This is a genomic window from Myxococcales bacterium (genome assembly GCA_016703425.1).
GTDB lineage: Bacteria > Myxococcota_A > Polyangia > Polyangiales > Polyangiaceae > JADJCA01.
In genome coordinates this window covers 672,748-697,121 of record JADJCA010000029.1, presented here as the reverse complement: position 1 = coordinate 697,121, position 24,374 = coordinate 672,748, and the positions used below count along the sequence as shown (strand labels likewise).

The window sequence follows — 24,374 nt, the reverse complement described above, 5'->3', positions numbered from 1 at the left end:
AAGGGTGCCCGCGTGTCACTCTTCGTTGAAGTCGAGGTCCCGACCGAAGGTCTCTTCGCTCACGGCGATGCCCCAAAAGCCGATGACGAAGAGCACGACGGCAATGACCAAGGCCGAGTTCACGATGCCCAAACGCGGCGCGTCGGCGGGCCCGGCCATCGCGCGGAACGCGATCGTGATGGGGATCACCATGCCGCGCACGAAGTTCGGAACGGTGGTCGTGACCGTGGCCCTCAAGTTGGTCCCGAACTGCTCCGCGGCGGCGGTGACGAAGACCGCCCAATAGCCAGCGAAGACGCCGAGCAACGCGACGATGACGTAGAGCGTGCGCGGCGACACCCCGCGCGCGTGAAGGAACACGACCGCGAAGACGAAGCTCATGCCAGAGAAGCCAAAGAGGGCGCGGCGACGGCTTCGCAACCACTGGCTCACGACGCCGCTCGCGAGGTCGCCCACGACGAGGCCCGCGTAAGCCGCCGCGACGGCCTTGCCGGCGGTCACGGGGCCCGTGACGCCGAGCGTCTTCGCAAACTCCGGCGAGAAGGTCACGAGGATGCCCACGAGGAACCACAGGGGGATGCCGACAAGAATGCAGCGGAGGTATCGCCAAGCGCGCTGCCACGACGAAAAGAGCAAGAGGAGGTCGCCGCGGCGCGTCGCCCCGTCGCGCGTGGCGGCGAACATCGTGGACTCGGATACGCGGATGCGCAGCACCAAGAGCAGAAGGCCCAGCCCGCCACCCACGAGGTAGGCCGTGCGCCAGTGCATCTTGTCGCCAACGAGCCCCGCCACCACGGCGCCGGCGACGCCCACCCCCGCGACGATCGCAGTGCCGTAGCCGCGCCGCTCCTTCGGTAGGACTTCGCTGACGAGGGTGATGGCGGCGCCGAGCTCGCCGGCGAGTCCGAGGCCTGCGACGAATCGGAGCCACGCGTAAGCGTCGACGGACTGGACGTAGGCGTTGGCGATGTTGGCGAGCGAGTAGGTCAGGATGGAGCCGAAGAGCACGCTGAGGCGGCCCCTCTTGTCACCGAGGACGCCCCACAGGATGCCGCCCAAGAGGAGTCCGGCCATTTGCCAGTTGAGGATGCGCGTGCCGACCTCGAGCTGCGCCGCGTCGGGCACACCAAGGTCGATGAGACTAGGCTTTCGCACGACGCTGAAGACCAAGAGGTCGAAGATGTCGACGAAATACCCGAGCGCAGCCACGAGCACGGTGAAGGCCTGCGCGCCCCGCGACGCTGGCTTGGATGCGTTCAAAGGAAGTGAGCTCAACAAACCCTCCCGTTCGTCACCGGCTCACCCTTCGGCGAGCAGGCTCCGAAAGCGCTCGACGGTGTGTCGGTCGGCGCGAAAGCGCACGACGACGCCTTCCTGTTCGTAGCGCTCGTCGTCGACGCGGGCGCTCTCGTGAAGCTCGGAGACGAGGCGCTGCTTGTGGTACGGCACCGTCAACTCAGCGGTCTCGTAGCGCGACTCGAAGAACGCTTCGATGCGCGCGTGGACCGACGCTACGTCTTTGGCGTCGTGCGCGCTGATGAACCACGCGTCGGGGAAGCGCCGCTCGAGGGCCGACCTCTCGTCGGCCGAGAGGCGATCGACCTTGTTCATCACGAGCCGCGACGGAACCTCGTGCGCGCTAGCGGCCCCCGGCAACGGCGACGCTGCGACGGCGCCGATCTCGGTGAGCACCTCGCGGGTGACGTCGTATTGGCTCTCCCAGTTGGGGTCCGACGCGTCGACGATGTGCAAGAGGAGCGACGCCTCTAGCGCTTCGTCGAGCGTTGACTTGAAGCTGGCGACGAGATCGTGCGGCAGCTTCTTGATGAAGCCGACGGTGTCGCTCACCAAGATGCGGGGCTTGACCTCCGGGTGAAGCGCACGAACCGTGGTGTCGAGGGTCGCGAAGAGCTTGTCTTCGACGTACACCTCGCTACTCGTGAGCGCGCGCATCAGCGACGACTTGCCAGCGTTGGTGTACCCGACGAGCGCTACGCGCCGCGCCTCGCGGCGGTGCGCGCGGCGGACGCCTTGTTCCTTTTGGATCAGCAAAAGCTCCTCACGGAGCTCGGCGATGCGATCACGCACCTTGCGACGATCAAGCTCAAGCGCCGCTTCGCCGGCGCCGCGCCCGCGCTGACGCTCTTTGCCACCAGGCGACTCACGAAGGCGAGGCGCCGTGTACGAGAGTCGCGCGATCTCCACCTGGAGCCGCGCCTCGCGGCTCTTGGCGTGCCGGTGAAAGATGTCGATGATGACGCCCGTTCGATCGAGCACCGCGGTCCCTGTCGCGCGCTCGAGGTTCCGCGCTTGGCTCGGGGTGAGATCGTGGTCAACGGCCACGAGATCGATCTTGGGCTCGCCGTCGCTCCTGAGGGCGGAGGCGCTCGTCGCGTCGTCTTCATCGAACGGAGCGTCGTCGTCGAGGTCTTCCGACTGCTCTTCCTCGCGCCGAAGCCGTGCCTTGTCCTTCTTGCGCGGCACCGTTGCGCCGGCGTGACCCGTGCCACCGGTCAGCGCCGCGAGCTCCTCGAGCTTGCCCTCGCCGATGACGGCGGCAGGCGCGAGGTGCGCGCGCGTCTGGGTGACCTCGCCGACCACCTCGAAGCCGAGCGTCGTCACGAGACGCTCGAGCTCCCTCAGGCTGGCGTCGAGCTCGGCCTCGGTGACGGTGGGCAGCCGCACCGCCACGAGCACCGCGCGCGGGCGCGGGTCCGCGCCTCGGTTCGCGCCGTGAGTCTTAGCCTCGGACATCGAGGCTTCGTTAGCACATCACTGGCGCACGCAGATGAGGGAACCGTCGGAGGGGGGCGGAACCGTCGTCGCGCAGGCGCGGCGAACAAGCGCGGGAGACGGCTGCGTCGCGGACTGCGTCTCGCCGAGGTCGCGAATGCCGGACATGACGGCCGGCGGGCAGCTGCTGTTTGCGCCGACCCAGCCGTATTCGGGGAGTACGAGCGGCACATTCGCGGCGCGGAGACCCATGAGGTGTTCACCCGACTCGAAGGCTGGCGGCACCAGCGCCATGCGGCGCGGCGGCTCCGAGTGCCGCGGGCGGGTGTCGACGTAAGCGGCGGATGCTGCACGGGTCATGTCCCTCGGAACGGTCGACATGCGGAGGGGTTGAGCAAGTTCCCTGCCGTCGGCCGAAAGAAAAAATCTTGAGAAATATTTTCGCGGGAGGCCCAAAGTCCGCGGAAAAAGCGGGCCGGAGCGGAACACGGGCCGGCCGGCGCGAGCGTCAACGCCGTGACGGGCGTCGAAAGGCCGTCGGCTCGGCGACCGAGAGTCAACGGCGTGGCACGTGATCCCGAGGGCGATGGGGCGACCCCTCACGGGGAGCCACCACCTGGAGGAGCGACGCGGGCGTTAGCGCGAGCTCGGAAGGTAGACGTGATCGCCGTGCTCGAGCGCGACAAAGGCGCGCGGCTCGAGCCGCGCCGCCGCGCACGCGCGCGCGAGATCAAGAGGCGGCTCATCCATTCCTTCGTCGGCTTGATCGAAGGTGCCCCAATGCATGCCCACGCTCTTTTGGGCGCCAAGCTCGCGGTGGGCCACGACCGCCTCGAAGGGATCGATGTGAACGACCCTCATGAACCAACGTGGTCGATACGCTCCGATGGGCAAGAGCGCCACCGTCGGCGCGCCCAAGCGTTCCCGCACCATGCGAAAGTGCGGGCCCATGGCCGTGTCACCGGCGAAGTAGACGCTTTGGGAATGGCCCGAGCGGCTCGTCGACTTCATGAAGAAGCTGCCCCACAGCGTGTGGTCGCGATCGGACAACGTCCGCATCGAAGTGTGCTGAGCCGGCGCAAAGGTGATCTCGACGCCTCGGACGTTGCGCGACTGCCACCAATCGAGGTCCTGCGCGCGAGCCTGTCCGAGCTCCAACGCCTCGAGTAGCTTGCCAGTACCGAGCCCCCCTATGAGAAGCGGCATGTCGCGCTCGACGAGGCGGCGGAGCGTCGGTTCGTCGAAGTGATCGTAGTGGTTGTGGCTGAGAACGACGGCGTGAATCCTGGGCAGTGCGTCGAAGGCGACACCGGGCCGCTGGTGGCGAGCGGGCCCGAGCCAGGAGGTCGGTCCGACGCGCTCCGACCAAACAGGGTCGGTGAGGATGTTGGTGCCGCCGAACTGGACGAGCAACGTGGCGTGGTTCACGAACGTGACGCGCACGCCATCATCCACGGCCATGGGTGGCGGCGGGAACGTGCGCGCTTCGACCCATTCGGGCCACGGCGTGGCTTCGCCGGGGCCCAGCTGCCATTCCAAGACATCCCAGAGGTTCCGCGATTCGCCGGGCGCGAGGTTCTTGAAACGCTCCCCGTCGAAATGCGCGTGCGGCGCTGCGACATGCCGCGGCGCGTGGGTGCAGCCCGCCAAGAGGAGCGCGAGCGCCAAGGATGGGGCGGTCGCTAATCCACGCGCAAGGCTGGGCGCGGAGGCCGCCTGCGACTCCGCGAACGAGGTTGCAGCGCTCACGGCGTTTCCAGGAGACATCCCCTCGAGGTAGGCCCCCTCGCGGAGCCCGTCAACGGGATGAGCGTGGCGGCCGACCCTGTTCGTGCGAGCATCGGAGCGATGGCCGCGCCGCTCGAACTGTCCCCCACGGCCCGCCTCTTCGTGCTCACAGGAGCCGGCATCAGCGCCGAGAGCGGCATCGCGACGTTTCGCGACGCCGGTGGAACGTGGGAGCGCTTTCGCTTTGAAGACGTGGCGTCGCCGGAGGCTTGGGCGAGAGATCGGGAGCTCGTCTGGCGCTTCTATTCCGATCGGCGCGCGCAAGCCGAGGCGTGTCGCCCCAACGCAGCGCATCGCGCCCTCGCGGAACTGGAGGCGCGGCTCGGCGAGCGGATGTTCCTGTGCACGCAAAACGTAGACCCGCTTCACGAGGCCGCGGGATCGCGTCGCGTGCATCACATGCACGGTGAGCTCTACAAGTCGCGCTGCGAGAGCGAGACCTGCGCGCTGCCGGCCTTCGACGATCATGCCTTGTACCGAACGGCGCGCGACCACGCGAGCTGCCGCGCCTGCGGGGCGGCGATTCGCCCGCATATCGTCTGGTTTGGCGAGATGCCTTTCGGCCTTGACCGCATTGCGCGCGAGCTCGACGCCGCCGACTTCTTCGTCACCATCGGCAGCTCGGGCGCCGTCTACCCTGCGGCGGGCTTCGTCGCGCGCGCGAAGCAACTCGGTCGTGCGACGAAGGTCTATGTGGGGCCCGAACGCCCCGACAACGCGTCGTCGTTCGATGAGATAAGGCTCGGCAAGGCTGGCGACGTTGTGCCGACGTTGTTTGCGTGACCGGCCCTAGCAGCGGCGGCGGGCGGCGCGCTACGCGGCGAGGCCCGCCGCGTGGACGCAGCCATCGCGCACCTCGTAGAGGCGAACCCGCGGCGTGCCCTCCGAATCCTCGACGACGGCCGGCGCACCGAAGACGCGGGGCTGTCGCCACGGGCTCGGTGCGCGAACGCCGTGGGCGAGGACGTGGCCGGTCGGTGCGACCGGCGGCACGACGCGATCGGTTGTCCGGTGCGCGTGACCGTGGAGGACGTGAACGCGCGGGTGCGTGATCATGAGCTTGAGCATGCGTGCGTACCCGGTTAGGCCATCGATGAAGTGCCACGGGCTGCGCGGATTGCCGAAGGGCGGGTGATGCTGCACAACGACGACGGGGCGGTCGGCAAGCGCCGCGTCTTTGAGGCGGGACTCGACGCCGTGTGCGGCTTGCTCGGTCAGCTCACCGCCGGAGCGAGCGACCGACTGGTGTCGGGTGACGTCGAGCGGCAGCAGCAGAAAACCGCGCCGCTCGACGACCTTGCCGCTCGTCTCTGCGCTGCCACGCGCGAAGGCGGCGAGTGGTCCTTGGAGAGCGCGACGCCACCCGTCGGGCGCCGTGTACGCGTCGTGATTGCCAGGCACGAGCGTGACCGCGTCGGGATCGACGTGGGCGTCGTGCAAGACCTCGGCGAACCGCTCGAACTCCTTGTCGGTGCCCATCTCCGTCAGGTCGCCGGAGATGATCACGTGGTCCACACCGGCGCGGAGCGCAGCCCGGAGCGCGAGGAGGAGCTTCTTTACGCGCAGGGCCGCATCAAGTGGCCGGGCGACGCTGACGAAGCGACACCGAAGGTCGAAGCGGCGCTGATCGTCTAGGAGGTGCACATCGGAGAGGTGCGCGATGCGCTGCGCACGGCCAGAAGTCGAGCTCATCACGGTCCCTCTGCGATCTTGATACTGACCCGCAGTGGCCACGCCGCCACGCCCGCGTAGCGACATGGTGACGACCGACATTGGCGCCAGCGCGGCGCCCCTGAGCCGACCGACATTGGCGGGGGCGGGGGCGCTCGCCCAGCGCCAGCGCCGACCGACATTGGCCAAGAGAGCGGCTAAGTGCGTGAAGATTCACCAGACTGGAGCCCAGGATGCTTGCCATAATGCGGCGCGATGCACGTTCACCTCGTAGGCGTCTCGGGCACCGGCATGGGTGCCCTCGCGATGTTGCTCAAGCAAGAGGGCCACCGCGTGACGGGCTCCGACGTTGCCTTTGACCCGCCTATCGGTCCGGCCCTCGAAGCGGCCGGCATCGAATGCCTGCACGGATGGGAGGTGGCGCACCTCGAACCGGCCCCTGATCTCGTCATCGTGGGCAACGCAATCCGACGGGAAAACGCGGAGGCGGCCTGCGCGGAGGCGCGAGGGCTGAGGCGGTCGAGCATGTCGCAGGCGTTGCGCGAGTTGTTCCTCGAGGGCCGCAAGGCACTGGTGGTTGCCGGCACGCACGGCAAGACAACGACCAGCGCGATGTGCGCACACGTGTTGCAGAGCGCAGAGCTCGAGCCGGGATGGTTCATCGGCGGCTTGCCGAAGAACTTGCCGTCGGGCGCGGCCGTCGGCTCGCGAAAGCGACGTCTCACGGCCCATGCGACGGGCGCCCTAGCGACGAAGACGCCGTTCGTCGTCGAAGGCGACGAATACGACGCGGTGTATTGGCACAAGAAGGCGAAGTTTCTCGACTATGTGGGCGCCTCCGACAGCGACGTTGTCATCGTGACGGGCGTCGAGCACGACCACATCGACATCTACGCCGATGCGCAGAGCTACGAGGCCGCGTTCCGCGACCTCGTTGGCCGCGTTCCCGAGAGGGGCCTCTTGGTGTGCGACGCCAGCCAGAAGGTCGCGGCGGCGCTCGTTCGCGAGGCACGGGCAGAGGTCGCCTATTACGCACTTGAAGGCGACGACACCGGCGGGATCACGCCAACCTGGACCGCCGCGCCTGTTGCGCCGCAGGACGGAATCCAACCGTTCGACCTCTTCGGCGCGGGCAGCTACGCGGGCCGCTTCTCGCTCAAGGTGCCGGGTGTTCATAACATTCGCAACGCCGTGGCGTGCGTGGCGGCGACGACGATGGGCTTTGGCGTGGACCTCCAGAAGGCGCGGGCGGCTCTCGGCTCGTTCGCGGGGGTAGCACGCCGGCAGGACCTCCTCGGGACGCCCGGCGGTGTCTTCGTTTACGACGACTTCGCGCACCACCCCACGGCGGTCTTCGAGACCTTGAACGCGCTGCGGTCGAAACACACGGGCGGGGCGCTCGTGGCGATCTTCGAGCCTCGAAGTGCGACGGCGTGCCGCTCGATCCATCAGGAGGCGTACGTGCCTGCGTTCCGTGCCGCGGACCGCGTCATTCTTGCCCCGCTGGGCCGGAAGGGCATCCCGGAAGCCGAGCGCCTCGACGTCGCGAGGCTCGCGCGAGAGATTGGCTCGCATGCGACGGCGGCCGGCAGCACTGACGAGATCGTGACGCTCGTCGGCGCGAGCGCCAAACGGGGCGACGTCGTCGCGATCTTATCGAACGGTGCATTTGCGGGACTCCACACCCGGGTCCTCGCGGCCCTCGGTGAGAACGCCTCGTGAGCCTCGGCGCAACAGAACGACGCGAGCTGCTCGACATCGTGTTGCCCATCGCCCGTGAGGCGGCGACCCTCGTTCTCGGCGGCTACCGCGCGAGACCGCGCGCCGAGACCAAAGGCGAGTACACGAACTTGGTGACGGAGTTCGATCGGCGAAGCGAGACGCTGCTCCGCGAGCGGCTCCACGAACGAACGGGGCTCTTCGTCGTGGGCGAAGAGCACGGCTCCGACATTGGCGGCCCCGTGGGCGAAGAGCACGGCTCCGACATTGGCGGCGACCTGGCCTTCTACGTCGACCCCATCGACGGAACGACGAACTTCGTCCACGGTCACCCGTTCTACTGCGTATCCATTGGGCTCGTGGAGCGGGGCGCGGTGCCAATCCTCGGTGCCGTTGTAGCGCCGTCGCTGCACGTGGAGTGGACGGGCGCGCTTGGTGTGGGCGCATTTCGCAATGGCGTCGATTGCCGCGTGAGCGAGGTTGAGCGCTTCGAGAACGCGCTCCTCGCAACCGGCTTTCCCTACGATCGGAGACTCGCCGACGCGAACTTCGAGGCCTTCGCGCGAATCAAGCGGCGCTGCCAAGCCGTGCGTCGATGCGGTTCCGCCGCGCTCGACCTTTGTCTGGTAGCTGACGGCACCTACGACGGGTATTGGGAGCGCCACTTGGGGCCGTGGGATGTGGCGGGAGGCGCCGCATTGGTCCGAGCGGCCGGTGGTCGCGTGACCGCCTTTGGCGGCGGCGAGACGAGTGTCCTTTCGGGCGAGATCGTGGCGAGCAACGGTGCCATTCATGGCGCGCTCGTCGCCGAACTCGCCTGAGCGACCTGTACCGAACGGGACAATCCGGCCGGATTGGGCCTGACGGGTTCGCTCCAGCGCCGTGCCGCAGCAACGATGCATACGAAACCATTGGCACATTGGGGAGCTAGCCCTCCTCGCTAGCCTTGGCACCCTATGTGCGTAGTGCACCTTCATGCGCCGCCATTTTGGGTCCCTCGCGGGCCTCGTTCAGCACTTCGCGGTTCCGGTCCCCACCGGCGCCGCAGCCTTCGCGGAGCTCGATCTCGACACGCTTCGCGACGTCGCCGGCGGACTCGGCAACGAGTTCGACTCAAGCGGCTACCCCACCGATGAGGGCGGCTCGTATGGCGACTTTGGGGGCGACTTCGGAAGCGGGGAGCTCAACGGGGAGCTCAATGTCGGAGGCGACACGATGAGCCAGTCCGGCGGGGACATGGGTGCGCCCGACGGCTTTCGTTACGACATCGCAACAGGCGACCCCTACGACGCAGACGCAGCCATCGAGGCGATGCTGCCACCCGCGGAATACGACGAGACTCCGATCGAGATCGACGCGACCGACGTTGAGCCCCGCGAACTATCCGCGGAGGAGCAGTTCGCGATCCAGGTCGACCTTCTGCAGCACCATCAAGATCTCGCGAGCCCTGCCCTGCTTAACCAAGGGCAGATCGGCGACTGCTTCGTGGTCTCGACGCTCAACACCATCGCCCACACGCCGGAGGGCATGGCCTACTTGAATTCATTGGTCACGCCGCAAGGCGACGGCGCCTATCACGTCACGCTCTTCGGGGCGGACGGCCAACCAACAACAGTCCTCGTGGCCATGGACCCGAACGGCCCGTATGGCAGCGGCGCGTCGGGCGATCCGACATTGGCGATCCTCGAACGCGCGATCGGAACGATGCACGGACCTTTCGACAGCATGGGCGCCTACGACAGCATCGCAAACGGCGGACGGCCTTATGAGGCGATGAATGACTTGGGTCTCTTCGCTCAACCGCTCGAGGCGAGCGCCGCACTTGGCTACACGCCTGACGGCGTAGACGTTCTTGTCGTCGGCACGAGGCCCGACGCCCCCGGCCTCGCCGACTTCGGCCTCGTAGGCTCCCACGCATACTCCGTCGTCGGGAGCCTTTCCGATCCGTCAACCGGCGAAATGATGCTCATCCTGCAGAACCCTTGGGGTGGCGAGCACCCGTCGCCGATTCCCGCAAGCCAGGTGGATTCGCTCTTCGGGTACGCGTCGCATGGCATGCTTCCGAGCGGTGCGGGCACGGGCGGAACTTCCGGCGGCTGACGCAAGACCGACTTGAATTTCAAGGGAGGCTGGCGTCGACGCGTTGCTCGTCTAGCCCCGCCTTCACTGCCACGGTACCGTCGCGGAGGATCGCGCCGGAGCGCCCCTGCCCTCGGACGGAGACGTCGCCACGTGCCCAGTTTGCGGCGATCACATCGACGGAAAAGCGCCGCGCAAGATCCTGGAGGAGCGGCGTTCGAGTGTCCTCATCGTCGCCGTCAGAGTCTTCCACCCAGGCGGAAGGAAAAATGAGCGCGTCCGCCTCGGCAAGCACACCAGATGCCTCCTTCGCGAGGAAGTGCACGTCGAAACAGGTCGCGAGCGCGATCCGGCGCCCCTCCAGCTCGAAGATGGGGTGAGCGCCTTCGCCCGGAGACGCCCACCTCTCCGGGTACCACGGGTGACGCTTGCGGTAGCGAACCACGAGGTCCCCGAGTCGGTTGAAGACGAGGGTCGTGTTGTAGCAACGCGCGCCATCCCGCTCGACTAAAGGCGCTACGAGGAAAATGCGCTTGTCCGCGGCAAGCGATGCGAGCGACGTCGCGGTCGTGCCGTTCAAAGACTCGGCAAAGGGAGTCAGGTCGAAGTCTCCTCGGGCGGAGACGTAGCCGGTAAGCGCCGCCTCCGGCAAGACGGCAATGTCGGAGCGGGGCCCGGCCAAGAGCTCCCGGGTGCGGGCGAGCCGCCCAGCAACGTTCCCAAAAGACGCCGCCAGCTGGACGATGGCGACGTCGATCACACGGCGCCGACGTGCGCTTTGGTGACCTGGCTTTCTGGGATGAGCCACATGCGGATCAGCATCTCGAGGAGCTCAGGGCCATGGGTAATCGGGAGAAAGTGTGTCGCGGCCGGCACAACATGGACGACGGCTCCGCTCACGTGACCGAGGCGGCTCATGATGCGACTCGCGCAAGCGGTGCTGCGTTCGCCGCCAACAAGCAGGAGTGGCTTCGGCAGGGCCGAGTAGCGCGCGAAGGGTTGCACATCGAGGGCGGCCTCCCGAACCTCGCAGAACGCCTTCTGGGAGCCCTCCAGCTGAAGCTCCTTTTGCCGCGGCGTCAGCAGCGCGAAGGCGCCCTTGCCAGTCCAGTAGTCGTAGAGGCGCGCGGCCCACGCCTCCGTGGCGCCGAAGGCCGGATCGAGCATCTTCCCATCGCCGAAGAGCGACTCGAGTTCCCCCACGCAATCCGCGGGGCGTTCGGCGCGGAGCGGGCCAAAGAGCGCGGGCTCCACGAGCGCGAGTGACCGAACAAGGGCCCTATCCTGGAGCGCTAGCTTGGCTGCGAGAACGGCACCGTAGGAATGGCCGACGAGGTGCACCGGCGCACCGGACGACTCGCGTTCAATGACTTGCTTGAGCAGAGCGAGATCGAAAGAGTCGTCGACGACCTCGCCGTGGCGGACGGCCTGAGAGCGACCGTAACCAAGGAGATCGACCATGACCGAGCGGACGCGCGCCTCGAGGGCTCGGGCGAAGGGCATCCACATGGCCCCCGAAAAGCCGGAGCCATGAATGAAGAGGACCACGTCCCCGCGCCCTGCGGCTTCGTAGGTGAACGACTTCCCCATCACTTGGAGCTTCGCGATCGAAGTTTCCATCTTGTGCCAAGCCGCCCTTTTTCAGCGTGGATCGGATGCGCTCGGCGCGCCCGGGCGGGCCGCCACCGAAATCGCGAAGCGCCGGATCAGAGCACGCCGATGGGGCGGCGAGGAGCGGAATGAACAGCATGGCAACTGGCCACAGCTGCCTACATGGCAACGCGCGCGAGTGCCCAACGGGCAAGATGTTGCCGGCGGCGCCCGCTAACGAGTTGAAATGCTGACGGAGCCGGGCGGCACGCGCGCTGCATTACGGGACGGTATGGACCACCCCGGCTTCCGATCCGAAGAAGTCCGGCAACCGGAGGCACGATACGCGAGCCTCCTCGGTGCCGGCAGCATCGAGGTTGAGTGGGGCCCCGCACCCGAAGCGACGCGCGAGTCGACGCCCCCAAGCGAGCAAGGCGCGGGCTGAGCCGCAGGGTTCCTAGCCTTGGCCAATGTCGGAGCAAGCCGCCGACCGCCAGTTGCGGTAAGGCTGCGCACATGAGCTCGGTCCGGAAACAAGACGCGCTCGATTACCACGCGCAAGGTCGCCCTGGAAAAATCGAAGTCGTCCCTACGAAGCCCTCTGCCACGCAACGCGATCTCTCGCTGGCGTACTCACCGGGCGTCGCGGAGCCATGTCGAGCCATCGCTGAACAGCCGCATCTCGTGGATGTGTACACGGCACGAAAGAACCTCGTTGGCGTGATCACCAACGGTACGGCGGTGCTGGGGCTTGGGAATATCGGTCCCTACGCGGCGAAGCCGGTGATGGAGGGCAAGGCGATGCTCTTCAAACGCTTCGCCGACATTGACGTCTTCGACATCGAAGTTGCGGAGACGGACCCTGCCAAGTTCATTGAAACGGTCGTCCGCCTCGAACCGACATTCGGGGCCATCAACCTCGAGGACATTCGCGCACCAGACTGCTTCGCCATCGAGGAAGAACTCCGCCGACGCATGCGGATCCCTGTTTTCCACGACGACCAACATGGCACGGCCATCATTGTCGGGGCGGGCCTCCTGAATGCATGCGAGTTGGTTCGGAAGAGCCTTTCCGACGTAAAGGTGGCCTGGCTTGGCGCCGGTGCGGCCGCCGTTCGTTGCATGGAGCTCCTCGTCTCGCTTGGGGCGAGGCGCGAAAACATCGTGATGTTCGACAAGGTCGGCGTCGTCACTGTCGGGCGCACCGAGGAGATGGACCCCTACAAGGGAGCGTTCGCGACGAACGAACCGCTCCGCTCGCTCGCGGACGTGATTCGCGGCCGCGACGTCCTGGTGGGACTCTCAACGGGCAACATCGTCACGTCAGAAATGCTGACGACCATGAACCCCAACCCCATCATCTTCGCGCTCGCAAACCCGGACCCGGAGATCGCCTACGAAGCGGCGCGCGCGGCGCGGCCCGACGCCATTCTCGCCACCGGCCGCAGCGACTACCCGAACCAGGTCAACAACGTCCTTGGTTATCCCTACGTATTTCGGGGAGCCCTCGACGTCGGAGCCACAACGATCAACGAAGAGATGAAGCTCGCCGCGGTGCGCGCCCTCGCGGCCCTCGCTCGAGAGGGTGTGCCCGACCGCGTGATGGAGGCGTATGGCCTGAAGTCCCTTCGCTTCGGTCGCAACTACATCATCCCAAAGCCGTTCGATGAACGCGTCCTTTCGTGGGTGTCGCCGGCCGTGGCCGCGGCAGCCATCGCGACGGGCGTGGCGCGGCAGCCAGTCGATATCGGGGCGTACAAGGACCTCCTCACGACGCGCCTGTCTCCGCATCGGGGGACGCTGCAGCGTATCGTCGCCATCGCGCGGAGCGCGCCTCCGCGTCTCGTCTTTCCAGAGGGCGAGCACGAGAAGATCATCCGCGCGGCGACCATCGTCCTCGACGACCTCATCGGTCGACCAATCTTGTTGGGCAACCCGGAGGTCATCCAAGAGCGCGCCCGCGAACTCGATGTCGACCTCTCCGGCATTGAGATTGTTCTTCCTCACAAGTCTCCGGTCCTCGAAGACTACGTGGACACGTATTGGGAGCTCCGACGGCGCAAGGGGCTCACGCGCTACGACGCCCAAAAAGCCGTCAGTCGCGAGCGGCGCGTGTTTGGAATGTTGATGGTTCACCGGGGCGATGCGGACGGCTGCGTTTCGGGGCTCACATCGAGCTATCCGGACACCATTCGGCCTGCGCTTCGCATCGTCGGCCTCGCCCCCGGCTACCGTCGGGCTAGCGGCATGTACATGCTGCTCAAGGGATCGAACGTCCTCTTTTGTGGCGACGCAACCGTGAACGTCGAACCCGACGCTGAGACGCTCGCGGAAATCGCGATTCAGTCCGCCGACGCCGTGCGCGACATGGGCATCGAGCCGCGCATCGCGGTGCTCTCGTACGGAAATTTCGGCAGTGCAGCAGGGCGCGAACCGTCGACTGGCGCGCGCGCGGCGGCCCTCGTCAAGGGCCGTCGACCGGACTTGATGATCGATGGCGAGATGCAGGCCGATGTAGCGCTCCAGCCGCATCTGCGCGAGGACTGGTCGTTCTCTCAGCTCGAGGGCGCGGCGAACGTCTTGATCTTCCCGAACCTCTCCGCGGGCAACATCGCGTACAAGCTGCTGGCGTCGTTCGGCGGCGCCGAAGCCATCGGCCCGATCCTGCTCGGCATGCGCAAGCCCGTCACCGTTCTTCAGCAGAACTCGAGCGTCGATTCCATCGTGACGATGGCCGCTATCACGGCCGCCAGCTGCGTAAGGCACGCACGCGCCGACGCGCCGCCCATTAGCCAGTCGTTCCTGCCGTGAGGAGGACCGTCGGTGTGGGCAGGCAGCCAAGCGCGGCGGCGGCGACGGAGCTTGAGCTTCGCTGCGAGGCGTCGGTTGGCGCGCTCGGCTGTTCAAGCGGCGATGGAGGGAGCAACTCCTTGCACCAGCGCCAGGTACCGCGCGGAAACGCGTAGCGTTGCCCCGCCCTTAGGGCGGCTAGCGCTTTCCGATAGAGTTCGCGGAAGGCGCTGAGTTCCCTCCACGCTTCCTCCGCCCGGCTTCGATTTCCCCCCGTGGCGAAGGTCGGTTCGCTTTGCCCAGTGGGTTCGGCGCTCGTTGCGCGCTCCGAGAAGGGGACAGAGAGCAGCTGCGCGACGGCGCCGACCGTGTACCCGGCCTCGCGTGCGAGTGAGCGCGCGCGAGCAATGGCCGCGTCGACTGCCGCCCGCAGGACCGCGGGGGCGCGCTCCGCGTAGGCTTCCTTGAGCTCACGAGGCATCGTGATCGGCAAGCGTGCTCGCGCGGGCCATTTGCGATTCTTCGGGTCGAAGTAGACTCTTGGGCGTTCCACTTCGACAACGTGGAGACCGATGTCGTCCGCCGAGACTGTGACCCCGGGCCACTTGCCCGGATGCTTGACCAGGCCTGCCTCTACGCAATTCGCGAGCGTGTAACCGATTTGCTTGAGCAGCGCATCGACCCCCAGGAGCTCAACATAGTTGGCTGGGGCACGCTGAAACACCTCCTCGGGCCACCCGCGATGTTGCTTGAGCGCGTTTGCGAGCAGGCGGTTTCGCTCGCGGAGAAAGGCGGGCAGCTCGCCGCGCGTATCCGTGAGTACCTCGTGAATGTGGGTCGACAGGACCTGGACCGCGTGGAGTTCGATCCCAAACTTCTCGGCCACGACGGCCGTGGCATACCAATAGAGGCGTTGGCTCGTTCCGTCCTCATCGGGACGAAACAGAAAGTGGCGGCGCGTAGCGCGACGGGTGATCATCCACGAACGACCTGGCAGTATGCGTCGGGGCTGCGTCATGAGGCGCGCATCGCAGGAACTGCGCCGGCGCCCACGCGTGAGATCTTCACGCCTTGGAGAACCTCGCGACTGTCCATGGCCATACTGGGCCGGCCGCCGGACACCGAGCATGCCTCAACGAGCGCGCCTCAATGTCGGTCGCCCTCCAAACGATTCAACGCGAGCGCCCCAAACGCGTACGCTGCCGTCAATGTCGGAGCCGTTCGGATTGCGCTTGGGCGACCTCCAAACATTTCTGCATATCGCGTCGAGCGGCAGCGTTTCCGCGGCGGCGCGACAACTTCAGGTAACGGTCTCGCAGGTGAGCAAGAGCCTTGCGCGTCTGGAGCAGCGCATAGGGAAGACCCTTGTCGCAAGGTCGGCGCGTGGCATCGCTCTGACGGAGGACGGCAAGCGCCTCCTCCCTCGCATTCAAGCCGTCGCTTTCGAGCTCCGGGCGCTCACGGCCACCGAAGCCCAGGAGGGACGTCTCACGGTCACGATCGTGGCCCCTTCCTTTCTCGTTGAATCCGTGGTGCCGATGCTGATCGCGCGCGTGCGCGACGCGCGGTATCGCATCCGCACGGCCAGCCCTGCGGAGATTCGCGGCGAGCTCGGCGAGCGGCGCTTCGACGTGGCTCTCTTGCCAGGGGAAGACCGTGCACCAGCAGGGTGGATTGGCGAAACGGTTGGGGAAGTCAGAAATGGTCTGTTTGGATCGCCCGAACTGGTGGCCAAGCTGGGGCGCATGCCGGTCGTGGAGAGCCGGATTCGCCAACTCACGTTCGTCCAACCCCTCCGTACCGATCCGCTCGTGGTGCGCCCCACCACCGACGGGTGCCCGCTGCCCGTGGAGGACCGGCTCCTCGGGGACGAGGTGCAGACATTTCCCGTAGCCGCCGAGCTTGCCGCCCACGGCGACCAAGTTGTCTTCGGCCCTACCCTCGCAGCGCGCCACCTGCTTCGTGCGGGCTTGCTCGAGGAAATCGATGTGCGCGGCTGGGCATCGACGACGCCGGTGCAATTGTTCGTAAGCGACGCGATGCCGTCGAGTTTCTGCAAGAAGGTGCTGACCGCGACGCGAGCCGTCCTCATCGATGCGGTGCCCTAGGTCGACCCGAGTCCTTGCGGCGCACAGCGACCGGCGTGCGGCGTCCGACATTGCCCCTCTCCGACAACATTGCCCCTCTCCGACATTGACCCCTTCCACGTTCCCATCGGCGTGGCGTCCGACATTGACCCTAGGCAGGCGTCCACCGCGTTTGGTTGGTGGATAGCGCCTAGGCTCGGGGCCAGGTCAATGTCGGTCGCCTGCAAGCGAGAGCGAGCGCTTCTTTCTTTTTCCGGCGACAGGGGTGGTCTGGGCTACAACCATGCGAGCCGCCTCGCGTGTTTGCGTCGCGCGGCCTGAGGGCGAACGGGAGTGCCGATCATCATGCAGCGAGCGAGCAGCGGCGCCCTTGCCCTTTGCCTCTTCGGGGGCCTTGCGGCCTGTTATTCCGACGCTCTCACGCCAACGAACCCCATCGACGGCGGCGTTGCCCCCGCCGCCGCATCGCCCCTTCCGTGCGACGTCGACAAGGTGCTAGCCGAGCGGTGCCGCTCCTGCCACGGTGCGAAGCCCGCCTTCGGCGCGCCGATGCCCCTTGTGACCTTCGACGATCTCCGAGCACCGTCGAAGAGCGCGCCTGAGCGGTCCGTCTACGAGCTCGTCAAACAACGCATTCACGATGACGCGCGCCCCATGCCGCAGGCGCCCAACGCGCGCCTCAATCCCGACGAGACCGCGACCCTCGATGGATGGATCGTCCGTGGAGCGCCGCGCGGCGAGGGCACCTGCACCCAAGGTTCAACGACGCCCCCGCCGGCGCCGAACCTGGTGCCGACGCTCTCGTGCCCGACGCCGGGCGCGACGCTTTCGCCGGGCACGCCCTTCAGCATGCCGGCCGGCGTGACTGACCTCTACGCCTACTACGGCGTTAGCGTGAACGTCGGCGCGAAGCGCCACATCACCGCCATTGCACCTGTGGTGCAGAATACAAATATCGTTCACCACATCCTGCTCTTGCAGGTGGACGCGCCTGTCTCACCGACGCCCACGACCGTCGCGCCGGCGGGCAAGATGCGCCTGCTCTTCGCCTGGGCCCCTGGCGGAAAAGCCCTCGACCTCCCGCCCAACGTAGGCTTCCCCGAAGAGGGCACCGCCCACTACGTCGTTCAGATCCACTACAACAACCTCGCGGGCCTCCCGAACCAGACCGACGCGAGCGGCTTCTCCACGTGCACCGGCGCACCGCGCGAGCACGAGGCCGACGTCATGGCCTTCGGCACCGAAGCTTTCTCACTTCCGCCGCGCACGAAGACCGCCAAGCGATGCACCGTCGAGGTCCCGGCCGACTACGCCGGCTTGACCCTCTTTTCTGCCATGCCTCACCAGCACCAGCTGGGAACGAGCATCTCGACGACGCTGCGTCGCGGCACGCAAGCCATCGACCTTGGCACCCGATCGCCCTGGAACTTCCAGAACCAGGAATGGTCACCCATCGCGGCGGTCACGCAGACGGGCGACAAGATCGAGACGCGCTGCGAATGGGTCAACGGCGGAACGGAAGCCGTCAGCTATGGCGAAAAGACGCTCGACGAGATGTGCTACTCGTTCACGCTCTATTACCCGCGACGCACCGCGCCCGACTGGTCGTGGGACGTTCCCGCGAAGGCGACGACGTGCGTCGACGAGTGATCGCTCGGTGTGCCGACCGCTGCGAGCGGTGCCCCGCGCGTCCGCCGCACGACCGGTAGCCCGTCGCCGCCGAGCCGACGGCCGCCGTCAGTAGCGCGCGAGAACCACGTACTCGTTTTCGTTGCGACCAAGCTTGTTCGTCCACTCGACCTGCGTGCGGCCCGTAAGCCGCATGCAATCTTTGGTGATGACGTGCGGCCCCGAAAGCCCGCCGCTGCCCTTCTTGCCGCTGTAGTTCCCGCCCGAGAGCTGCAGGCTGTCGCCGTAGTCGGGCACGCGGAGGCCGCCGTTGAAGCACGGCACGGCGGTGCACTTTCCGACGTCGGCCCCGTAGGCGCCCTTCGTTGCGTTGAACGGGAGCTCAATGTCGACGCCCAGCGTTCCCGTGCGAAAACTGGTGCGAAGGCGAATGCGGTCCGAGTCCTTGTTGCCTTGCCTGAGGAACATGCCGACGTACGCGTCGTCGGGAGGAACAGCGAAGGATGCCATCGAGTCGAGATGCCCGTAGAGATCGCTTTGACTGCGATGACGATAGGCAATGGCGTTCGTCGACGCCCAAGCGGTGCACCCCGTCGCGTTGCCGCATGAACGCGTCCTTGCCACGACCGTCAGTGCGTCGGTCAGCTTCGTTTTGACGGTCGCCGGCGCAAACTTCGTGAGCGCCTCCGCCGCGGTCCATTGCGGCCCCTGGCAGCTCGCAGGGTCGAAAGGGTCCGCGACCGGCGGCGGTGGTGGTGGTGGTGGCGGCGCCGCCGCCGCGGTGGTTCGCAGGTAGACGTCCGTAACGAGCGCCACCGAGACCACGTCGTAGGCGCCGAGGCGAAGGCGGAACGTCTGGTTTTTGGGAAGGATCGACGAGATGTCGACCTCGGCGTAACTCCAGCCCTGACCGTTCCCACCCCAGGCGGGCATCGGCGCGAGCGCGCTGGGCGGCACGCCATCGACAGCGACCGGCGCCGTCGGGTTGAGAACCGCCGTCGTCAACACGGCGCCGTTCTCCGCGAGCACCTCGACGAGCAGGAAGTCGTCGATGCGAATCGGCGCCGTGCCTTGCGCGTTCCCCGTAAGGACGACGCGGCCCTCACCCGAATAGCGGAGCTTCCGCGACGTCGCGCCGGAGAAGAGCGCGGCGGGAAACTCAGACTCGCCTTGCCAAGCGACGGTGACGTCATCCCGCACATCATTTCGCGAGACGCTCGACTCCGACTTGGCGCTGAGCACCTTGAAGGCTTGAGGGCAGGAGTTCCCGAGCTCGCAGGGCGTCTGAAGCTCCGACTCAACGGTGCTGCCGAGCTCGTCCTCTTCCGGCACCGAGGAGCAACCCGCGAAAAGCGCGAGTCCGGACGCGATGAAACACGAGGCAAAGTACGAACGACGCATGGGCCGGCCCTTTCCAAGGCGCGAGGCACCGAGAGGGCGCCCGCAACACAGAGAGGAGCGACACCGGCTCGTGTAACGAAAAATCGTCGCTCAGGGCAACGAGGGCTGGCAGCGCGATGGGAGGGCTCTTTCGACGCCGCGGCGGGCGAGGTCGCGAAGCAAAGCGCATCGCTCCATGAAGGACCATGAGAGATCGACCTCCAAGTGCGAGCCAAGCTCTGAGCGACCCTCGAGGCGCTGACCCCGCACCGCGAGCTCAATGACGGGACCGTGCATGCGCCGGGCGTCAAGGAGACCGGCGGCGCGATGCCACACGCGAACCTCGCCACTCTCGTGGCCCAAAACGACGAGGGGACCAGCCGTGGCGAGGGCCGTCACCGAGCTCGCCGGCGCAGTCGGTGCAACCTCAAAGGACTCCCCCTTCGCCGACGTGAAGACCACGGCGCCGAGGGTGGTCGCGGTCGCCTCCCACGACGGCTCCGTCGCGCTCGCCGGCACCGTCATCGCGTGCAACAGAGCCGCGGGGCCGCGGCCCCAGCGGGCGCGCCCGTCACGTGAGAAAGCGCGCACCGTTCCGTCTTCTCCCCCCGTCACGATGAACGCGCCCGAGGCGTCGGTGGCGACCGCCGAGACGCCGCTCGGGTGAGCCCGAAACCGCGTGACCTCACCGCTCGCGAGAACCACGCGGGTGAGCATGCCGTCGGGCGACGTCGCCAAGAGCTCCGCGCCATCGCCTGAAAACACGAGCTCGTCGAGTCGTCCCGGGAGGCGCCCGAAGGTGCGCGCGGTCGACCCGGCGGGATTCATCGCCTCATCGGCAAAGACGCGAACGTCACCGTTGGCGAGCACGGTGGCGATCTCACCGCGGGGGCCGACGGCAAGCCCTCGCGTCGCGCCGTCCGCTCGATGGTGAGTCAAAAGCCTCCCGCTCGGCGCCCAAACGCGCACACCTCCGAGGCCCGCCGTAACGAGATCCCTTCCGTTCGGCATGAAGCGCACGGCGCCGCTGGAATCGCCCGTCGAGAAGGCGCCGATGAGGGCGCTGGTTTGGAGGGCCCAAAGCCTGACTTGCCCGTCCTTGCTCATGGTCGCGACGCGATCGGTCCCCCCAAAGACGACGCTGTAGACGGTCCCTCCGTTGGCGTTCAAGACGGCCCGCTCGGTGCCAGCGCGAACATCCCAGATCCGCACCGTCTGATCTTCGCTCGTCGACGCGAGGAGGCGACCGTCGTCGCTGAAGCGCACGTCCCACACGCGCGCGCCGTGCCCCACAAGGACGCGCTCTTGCCTCCCCGTCGCCGCGTCCCATAGGCGCACCGTGCGGTCGTTTCCGCCGGACGCGACGGCGCGGCCGTCGGGGCTGACGGCGACCGCGTCCACGAAGCTGCCGTGCCCCGGCGCGTCCGCCTCGAACGCACGGGCCAGATTCCAGGACCGCACGACGCGATCGCCCGTCGTGGCGACGAGGCGCCTTGGTCCACCGAAGCGCACGTCCCATACGGCGGCGTGTTGGTCCTTGCTCGTCTCTCCTCCTTCCGTGGACCAAAAGCGAAGCGCGTGATCGTGGCCGCCGCTCACAAGGCGACCATCGCCCGGGTCAAAGGCGAGGGCGTGCACAATGGAGCGATGCGTCGCCGCCTCATCACGCACCGCCCCGGTGGCAATGTCGAACGTGCGGACCGTTCCAACCGCGTCGCCCGAGGCGAGCGCGCTCTCGTTCTCTGACAACGCGAGGCTCTGGATGCCCGCGCGTCCCTTGTAGAGCACGCGCGCGAGGTCGCCTTGCGGAAGGCTCCACTCGCGCACCATTCCGTCGTTGTCGCCCGACCATAAGCGTCGACCGTCGGCGGCGAGCGCGAGCGCGTTGACCGTGGCGGCGCTGCCGCGAAGGACCGCGACGCTGCGCTTCGTGGCCGCGTCGAAGACGTGGATGCCGCCCCCGCGACCGGCGCCGGCGACGACGCCGCCACGTCGCGCGTAGGCCGCGGCGTAGAATCCCTCACCACCTTCAGCGAGGCGGGCCACGAGCTCACCGGACATCCTCCACACGAGCAGTCGTCCGTCCATCGCGCCCGTCACGAGCTCATCGCCCGACGGCGAGAAGCGAACGACCACGACCGTGTCGTCGTGACCGACGAGCCGCTTGCCCAGCGCTCCCGTGGCCGCGTCGAGCAGTTGCACATCCCGCCCCGTGCCGGCCGCCACCACGGCGCCGCTCGGCGACACGTCCGACGACAACGTTGGACCGGGAAGGCTCCTTGACCACTCAAGCGGATGGTCGAAGACGCGACGGGCGAGCGTGCGTGTCCGCGGATCGTCTGCGAGCCCTAGCGACGCATGGACCTTGTTTCGTGCGTCGGCGACGGCGCCCCGCTCAAAGGCGGCGCCGGCCGCTTCGCGAAGCGCGTCGGCTTCATTCCGCTCCGCGCGTAAACGCTCGCCGATGGCCTCGTCGCGTCGCGCATCGGCGAGGTGGCGCTCGCGGCGGAAGGCAGAGGCCCCCAGCAGGGCAAGGAGCAGTGCCGTCGACAGCACGGCGACCGCGAGCATCCACAAGCGGCGCGCGCGCTCGTGGTGGCGCCGCTCGAGGGCCTCGCCCGCGGCGAGAAATCGCGCCACGACGGGAGCAACGCTGCCGGACAACGACGCGGCGCGCTGCGCCTCCGCGAGCCCGCGCCCCCGCCAAAGGGAATCCTGGGGCGAGCCGCGACGCTCCCACGCGACGGCGGCGGCTTCCGCGTCGGTGAGAATCGCGTGCCCCTCGCGATCCGAATCAAGCCACCGCCGCAGCCGAGGCCACGACGCCACGAGCGACTCGTGAGCCACCTCGATCTCAGGCTCGGCGCCGTCGGCGAGACGCAACGCCACGAGGCGCGCCGAGACGAGCCGCTCGAGCACGCGGGAGGCGTCGGGCAACCCTGCGAGCGCGCGACCGCGGGTCACGATACGACGCGCGCCCTCACTCGAAAGGAGCCGCAAGAAGAGCTGCCGTGCGACGTTCGCCCCGTCCTCGCCAAGCTCGACCATGATCTCATCGGCGTACTGCGTGAGCGCACCACCGACGCCGCCGATGCGCTCGTAGGTCGGCTCGCCGAGCGTCGACCGTTCTCGATCGCGAGACTCCCAGAGCTGATCGGCGGCGAACTGCAAGAGCGACAGCGCGGCAACTTCGCCGGCGACGGCCTGGACCATTTGACGAGGCAAGCCCGGTGGCTCCCATCGGTACCCGAGGGCAGCGATCGGTCCCGTCAAGGACTCCAAGAGCGCCTGCTCGCCGGGTGCTGCCAAGACAAAGAGCCCCGAGAGGGGCTCCCGCGAGCACGCAGCCAAGCGCGATAGAAAATCCTCTCGCAGCGAGGCTACGACCCGCACGCGTGCCCCGGCGACAGTCGCGGCACCGAGGACGGCGCGAGCGAACCCGTCGGCCTCTTCACGCGGCACATCGGCGCCGAAGGCCTCCTCGAGTTGATCGACGAAGAGGACGACGTCCCTGTCGTCACGGCGGGCCAAGGCGCTGAGATGGCCCGCAAGCGTCGCGCCCGTGAGCGGCGCATCCTCGGCCACGTCGAGACCAATCTCCACGAGCGCGCGACGAAGCGCGGCGCGCGGTTCACGCCCCGGGAGTATCTCCACGACCGAGTGGGGGCGACGCGCCGAGAGCCGCGGAAGGAGTCCCGCGCGCACGAGGGAGCTCTTGCCAGCCCCCGAGGCGCCCAACACCAAGAGGAGCGGCTCTCGCGCGAGGCGCTGCAGCGCCGCTGCGACCTCCACATCGCGACCGAAGAAGAGCGGGGCGTCGCGCGCCGTGAAGGGCCTTAGCCCCGGAAACGGCGTCGCCGTCTCCGCGTCCTCCTCAGCCGCGAGGAGGCGCTCGAACTCTCCAAGCAGATCTGCGGCGGTCGGGCGCTCCGCGGCGTCGCGGGCGAGGCAGCGCAAGACCACGTTGCCGAGGCGTCGAGGCAAGAGCGGTGACGGCGTGAGCGCGGGCGGCGGCCCACCATGAAGGACGGCGCGGCGGAGGTCGCCCGTCGTTGGGCCGGCGAACGGCCGCTCGCCCGTCAGGAGTTCAAAGAGAATGACGCCCAGCGCCCAAACGTCCGACGCCGGCGTCGCCGCGTCACCTTGCCACTGCTCCGGCGCCATGTACGCCGGCGTCCCTCGCGGCTCTTCCTTCATGTCGCCGCCGCCGGGGCGACACGTGCGCGCGAGGCCAAAGTCCACCACGAGGAGGCGACCGGCCTTGGTGAGCAGCACGTTGTTCGGCTTGAGGTCCGAGTGGACGACGCCGGCGCCGTGGGCCTCGGTGAGCGCGCTCACGATGCCGCACGACAAGGCAACGACCTCGCGCCACGGGACGCGCTCCAGCGCCATCTTGGTGCGAAGCGTGATGCCGTCGACGTATTCGAGGGCGAGGTAGGCGTAGCCGCGCGTCTCGCCGGCGCCGAACACCGTCACGATGTTCGGGTGCTGGAAGCGAGCCGTGGTCTTCGCCTCGTGGAGAAACGCGGCTCGGGCCCGTTCCGAGCCGAGCGGCTCGCGAAGCACCTTGAGCGCGACGTGCCGGCCCAGAAACGTATCGCGTGCACGATACACATAGGCCATCCCGCCACCGCCGACGAGGGACTCGACCTCGTAGTGGTCAACGACATCGCCAGCGGAAATGGGCGGTGCCAGGGTCGCCAAGCCAAGTGGGGCCCCCGCGCTCGACTTCGAGCGCAGCAGCCGACTCTCGCTATGCGAGCCGCCTTCGCCCTCGCGCAAGAGTGACGCCACGGTGCAGCGGCACACGTCGCAGTCGTCGAGGTGCTCTTCGAGCCCCCTCGCGACCGACGCATCGAGGCGGCGTTCCACCAGCTCGAGGAGGACGTCGGCCGCCGGGCAACCCAT

Annotated in this window: 17 protein-coding genes; 7 read left to right on the top strand and 10 right to left on the bottom strand. The window is 67.6% G+C overall.

Annotation, left to right across the window (positions count from 1 at the left end; genetic code table 11):
• Positions 1-15: 15 nt before the first annotated feature.
• From IPG50_36425 to IPG50_36410, 4 genes are all read right to left on the bottom strand, one after another.
• Positions 16-1,260: an MFS transporter gene (locus IPG50_36425; GenBank protein ID MBK6697632.1), complete on the bottom strand. Its 1,245-nt coding sequence runs from the start codon at positions 1,258-1,260 to the stop codon at positions 16-18.
• A 39-nt stretch (positions 1,261-1,299) separates the two neighbouring features.
• Entirely contained in the window at positions 1,300-2,754 is a 1,455-nt protein-coding gene (gene hflX / locus IPG50_36420; GenBank protein MBK6697631.1) for a GTPase HflX, read from the bottom strand.
• An 18-nt stretch (positions 2,755-2,772) separates the two neighbouring features.
• A complete protein-coding gene (locus tag IPG50_36415; protein MBK6697630.1) occupies positions 2,773-3,114 on the bottom strand; it encodes a hypothetical protein in 342 nt (113 codons plus the stop codon).
• 255 nt (positions 3,115-3,369) lie between these two features.
• Positions 3,370-4,401: an MBL fold metallo-hydrolase gene (locus tag IPG50_36410; protein MBK6697629.1), complete on the bottom strand. Its 1,032-nt coding sequence runs from the start codon at positions 4,399-4,401 to the stop codon at positions 3,370-3,372.
• 180 nt (positions 4,402-4,581) lie between these two features.
• Between IPG50_36410 and IPG50_36405 the strand changes: the two genes are divergently transcribed.
• Positions 4,582-5,304, top strand: a complete 723-nt coding sequence (locus IPG50_36405) for an NAD-dependent deacylase (protein ID MBK6697628.1) — start codon at positions 4,582-4,584, stop codon at positions 5,302-5,304.
• Between the two features lie 30 nt (positions 5,305-5,334).
• Here the strand turns inward: IPG50_36405 and IPG50_36400 are convergent, their stop codons facing one another.
• Positions 5,335-6,213, bottom strand: a complete 879-nt coding sequence (locus IPG50_36400; GenBank protein ID MBK6697627.1) for a metallophosphoesterase — start codon at positions 6,211-6,213, stop codon at positions 5,335-5,337.
• A 234-nt stretch (positions 6,214-6,447) separates the two neighbouring features.
• Between IPG50_36400 and IPG50_36395 the strand changes: the two genes are divergently transcribed.
• From IPG50_36395 to IPG50_36385, 3 genes are all read left to right on the top strand, one after another.
• Positions 6,448-7,914 carry a UDP-N-acetylmuramate:L-alanyl-gamma-D-glutamyl-meso-diaminopimelate ligase gene (locus IPG50_36395; protein MBK6697626.1) on the top strand — a complete coding sequence of 489 codons (1,467 nt, stop codon included), beginning with the start codon at positions 6,448-6,450 and terminating at the stop codon, positions 7,912-7,914.
• Complete coding sequence (locus tag IPG50_36390; GenBank protein MBK6697625.1) at positions 7,911-8,732, top strand: inositol monophosphatase; 822 nt, start codon at positions 7,911-7,913, stop codon at positions 8,730-8,732. Before IPG50_36395 ends, IPG50_36390 begins: the two co-directional genes overlap by 4 nt.
• Positions 8,733-8,886: 154 nt before the next feature.
• Complete coding sequence (locus IPG50_36385) at positions 8,887-10,011, top strand: hypothetical protein (protein ID MBK6697624.1); 1,125 nt, start codon at positions 8,887-8,889, stop codon at positions 10,009-10,011.
• Positions 10,012-10,030: 19 nt separating this feature from the next.
• Here the strand turns inward: IPG50_36385 and IPG50_36380 are convergent, their stop codons facing one another.
• Both IPG50_36380 and IPG50_36375 read right to left on the bottom strand, forming a co-directional pair.
• A complete protein-coding gene (locus IPG50_36380; protein MBK6697623.1) occupies positions 10,031-10,750 on the bottom strand; it encodes a carbon-nitrogen hydrolase family protein in 720 nt (239 codons plus the stop codon).
• Positions 10,747-11,610 (bottom strand): alpha/beta hydrolase, encoded by an 864-nt coding sequence (locus tag IPG50_36375; protein ID MBK6697622.1) that lies wholly within the window; start codon positions 11,608-11,610, stop codon positions 10,747-10,749. The genes IPG50_36380 and IPG50_36375 overlap by 4 nt, the downstream gene beginning before the upstream one ends.
• 486 nt (positions 11,611-12,096) lie before the next feature.
• On the opposite strand from IPG50_36375, the gene IPG50_36370 reads away from it, so the two are divergent.
• Positions 12,097-14,391 (top strand): NADP-dependent malic enzyme, encoded by a 2,295-nt coding sequence (locus IPG50_36370; GenBank protein MBK6697621.1) that lies wholly within the window; start codon positions 12,097-12,099, stop codon positions 14,389-14,391.
• Here the strand turns inward: IPG50_36370 and IPG50_36365 are convergent.
• Complete coding sequence (locus tag IPG50_36365; protein MBK6697620.1) at positions 14,369-15,349, bottom strand: transposase; 981 nt, start codon at positions 15,347-15,349, stop codon at positions 14,369-14,371. The two genes, IPG50_36370 and IPG50_36365, sit on opposite strands and share 23 nt — an antisense overlap.
• Positions 15,350-15,578: 229 nt before the next feature.
• Here IPG50_36365 and IPG50_36360 point away from each other — a divergent pair, with 229 nt between their 5' ends.
• Positions 15,579-16,478 (top strand): LysR family transcriptional regulator, encoded by a 900-nt coding sequence (locus IPG50_36360; protein MBK6697619.1) that lies wholly within the window; start codon positions 15,579-15,581, stop codon positions 16,476-16,478.
• A 324-nt stretch (positions 16,479-16,802) separates the two neighbouring features.
• Positions 16,803-18,107: a peptidylglycine alpha-amidating monooxygenase gene (locus tag IPG50_36355; GenBank protein ID MBK6697618.1), complete on the top strand. Its 1,305-nt coding sequence runs from the start codon at positions 16,803-16,805 to the stop codon at positions 18,105-18,107.
• 87 nt (positions 18,108-18,194) lie between these two features.
• Here IPG50_36355 and IPG50_36350 read toward each other — a convergent pair whose 3' ends face one another.
• Together IPG50_36350 and IPG50_36345 are read right to left on the bottom strand one after the other, a co-directional pair.
• The gene (locus IPG50_36350; protein MBK6697617.1) at positions 18,195-19,487 is read right to left on the bottom strand and encodes a hypothetical protein; all 1,293 of its coding nucleotides are present in this window, start codon (positions 19,485-19,487) and stop codon (positions 18,195-18,197) included.
• A 90-nt stretch (positions 19,488-19,577) separates the two neighbouring features.
• Positions 19,578-24,374: a protein kinase gene (locus tag IPG50_36345; protein MBK6697616.1), complete on the bottom strand. Its 4,797-nt coding sequence runs from the start codon at positions 24,372-24,374 to the stop codon at positions 19,578-19,580.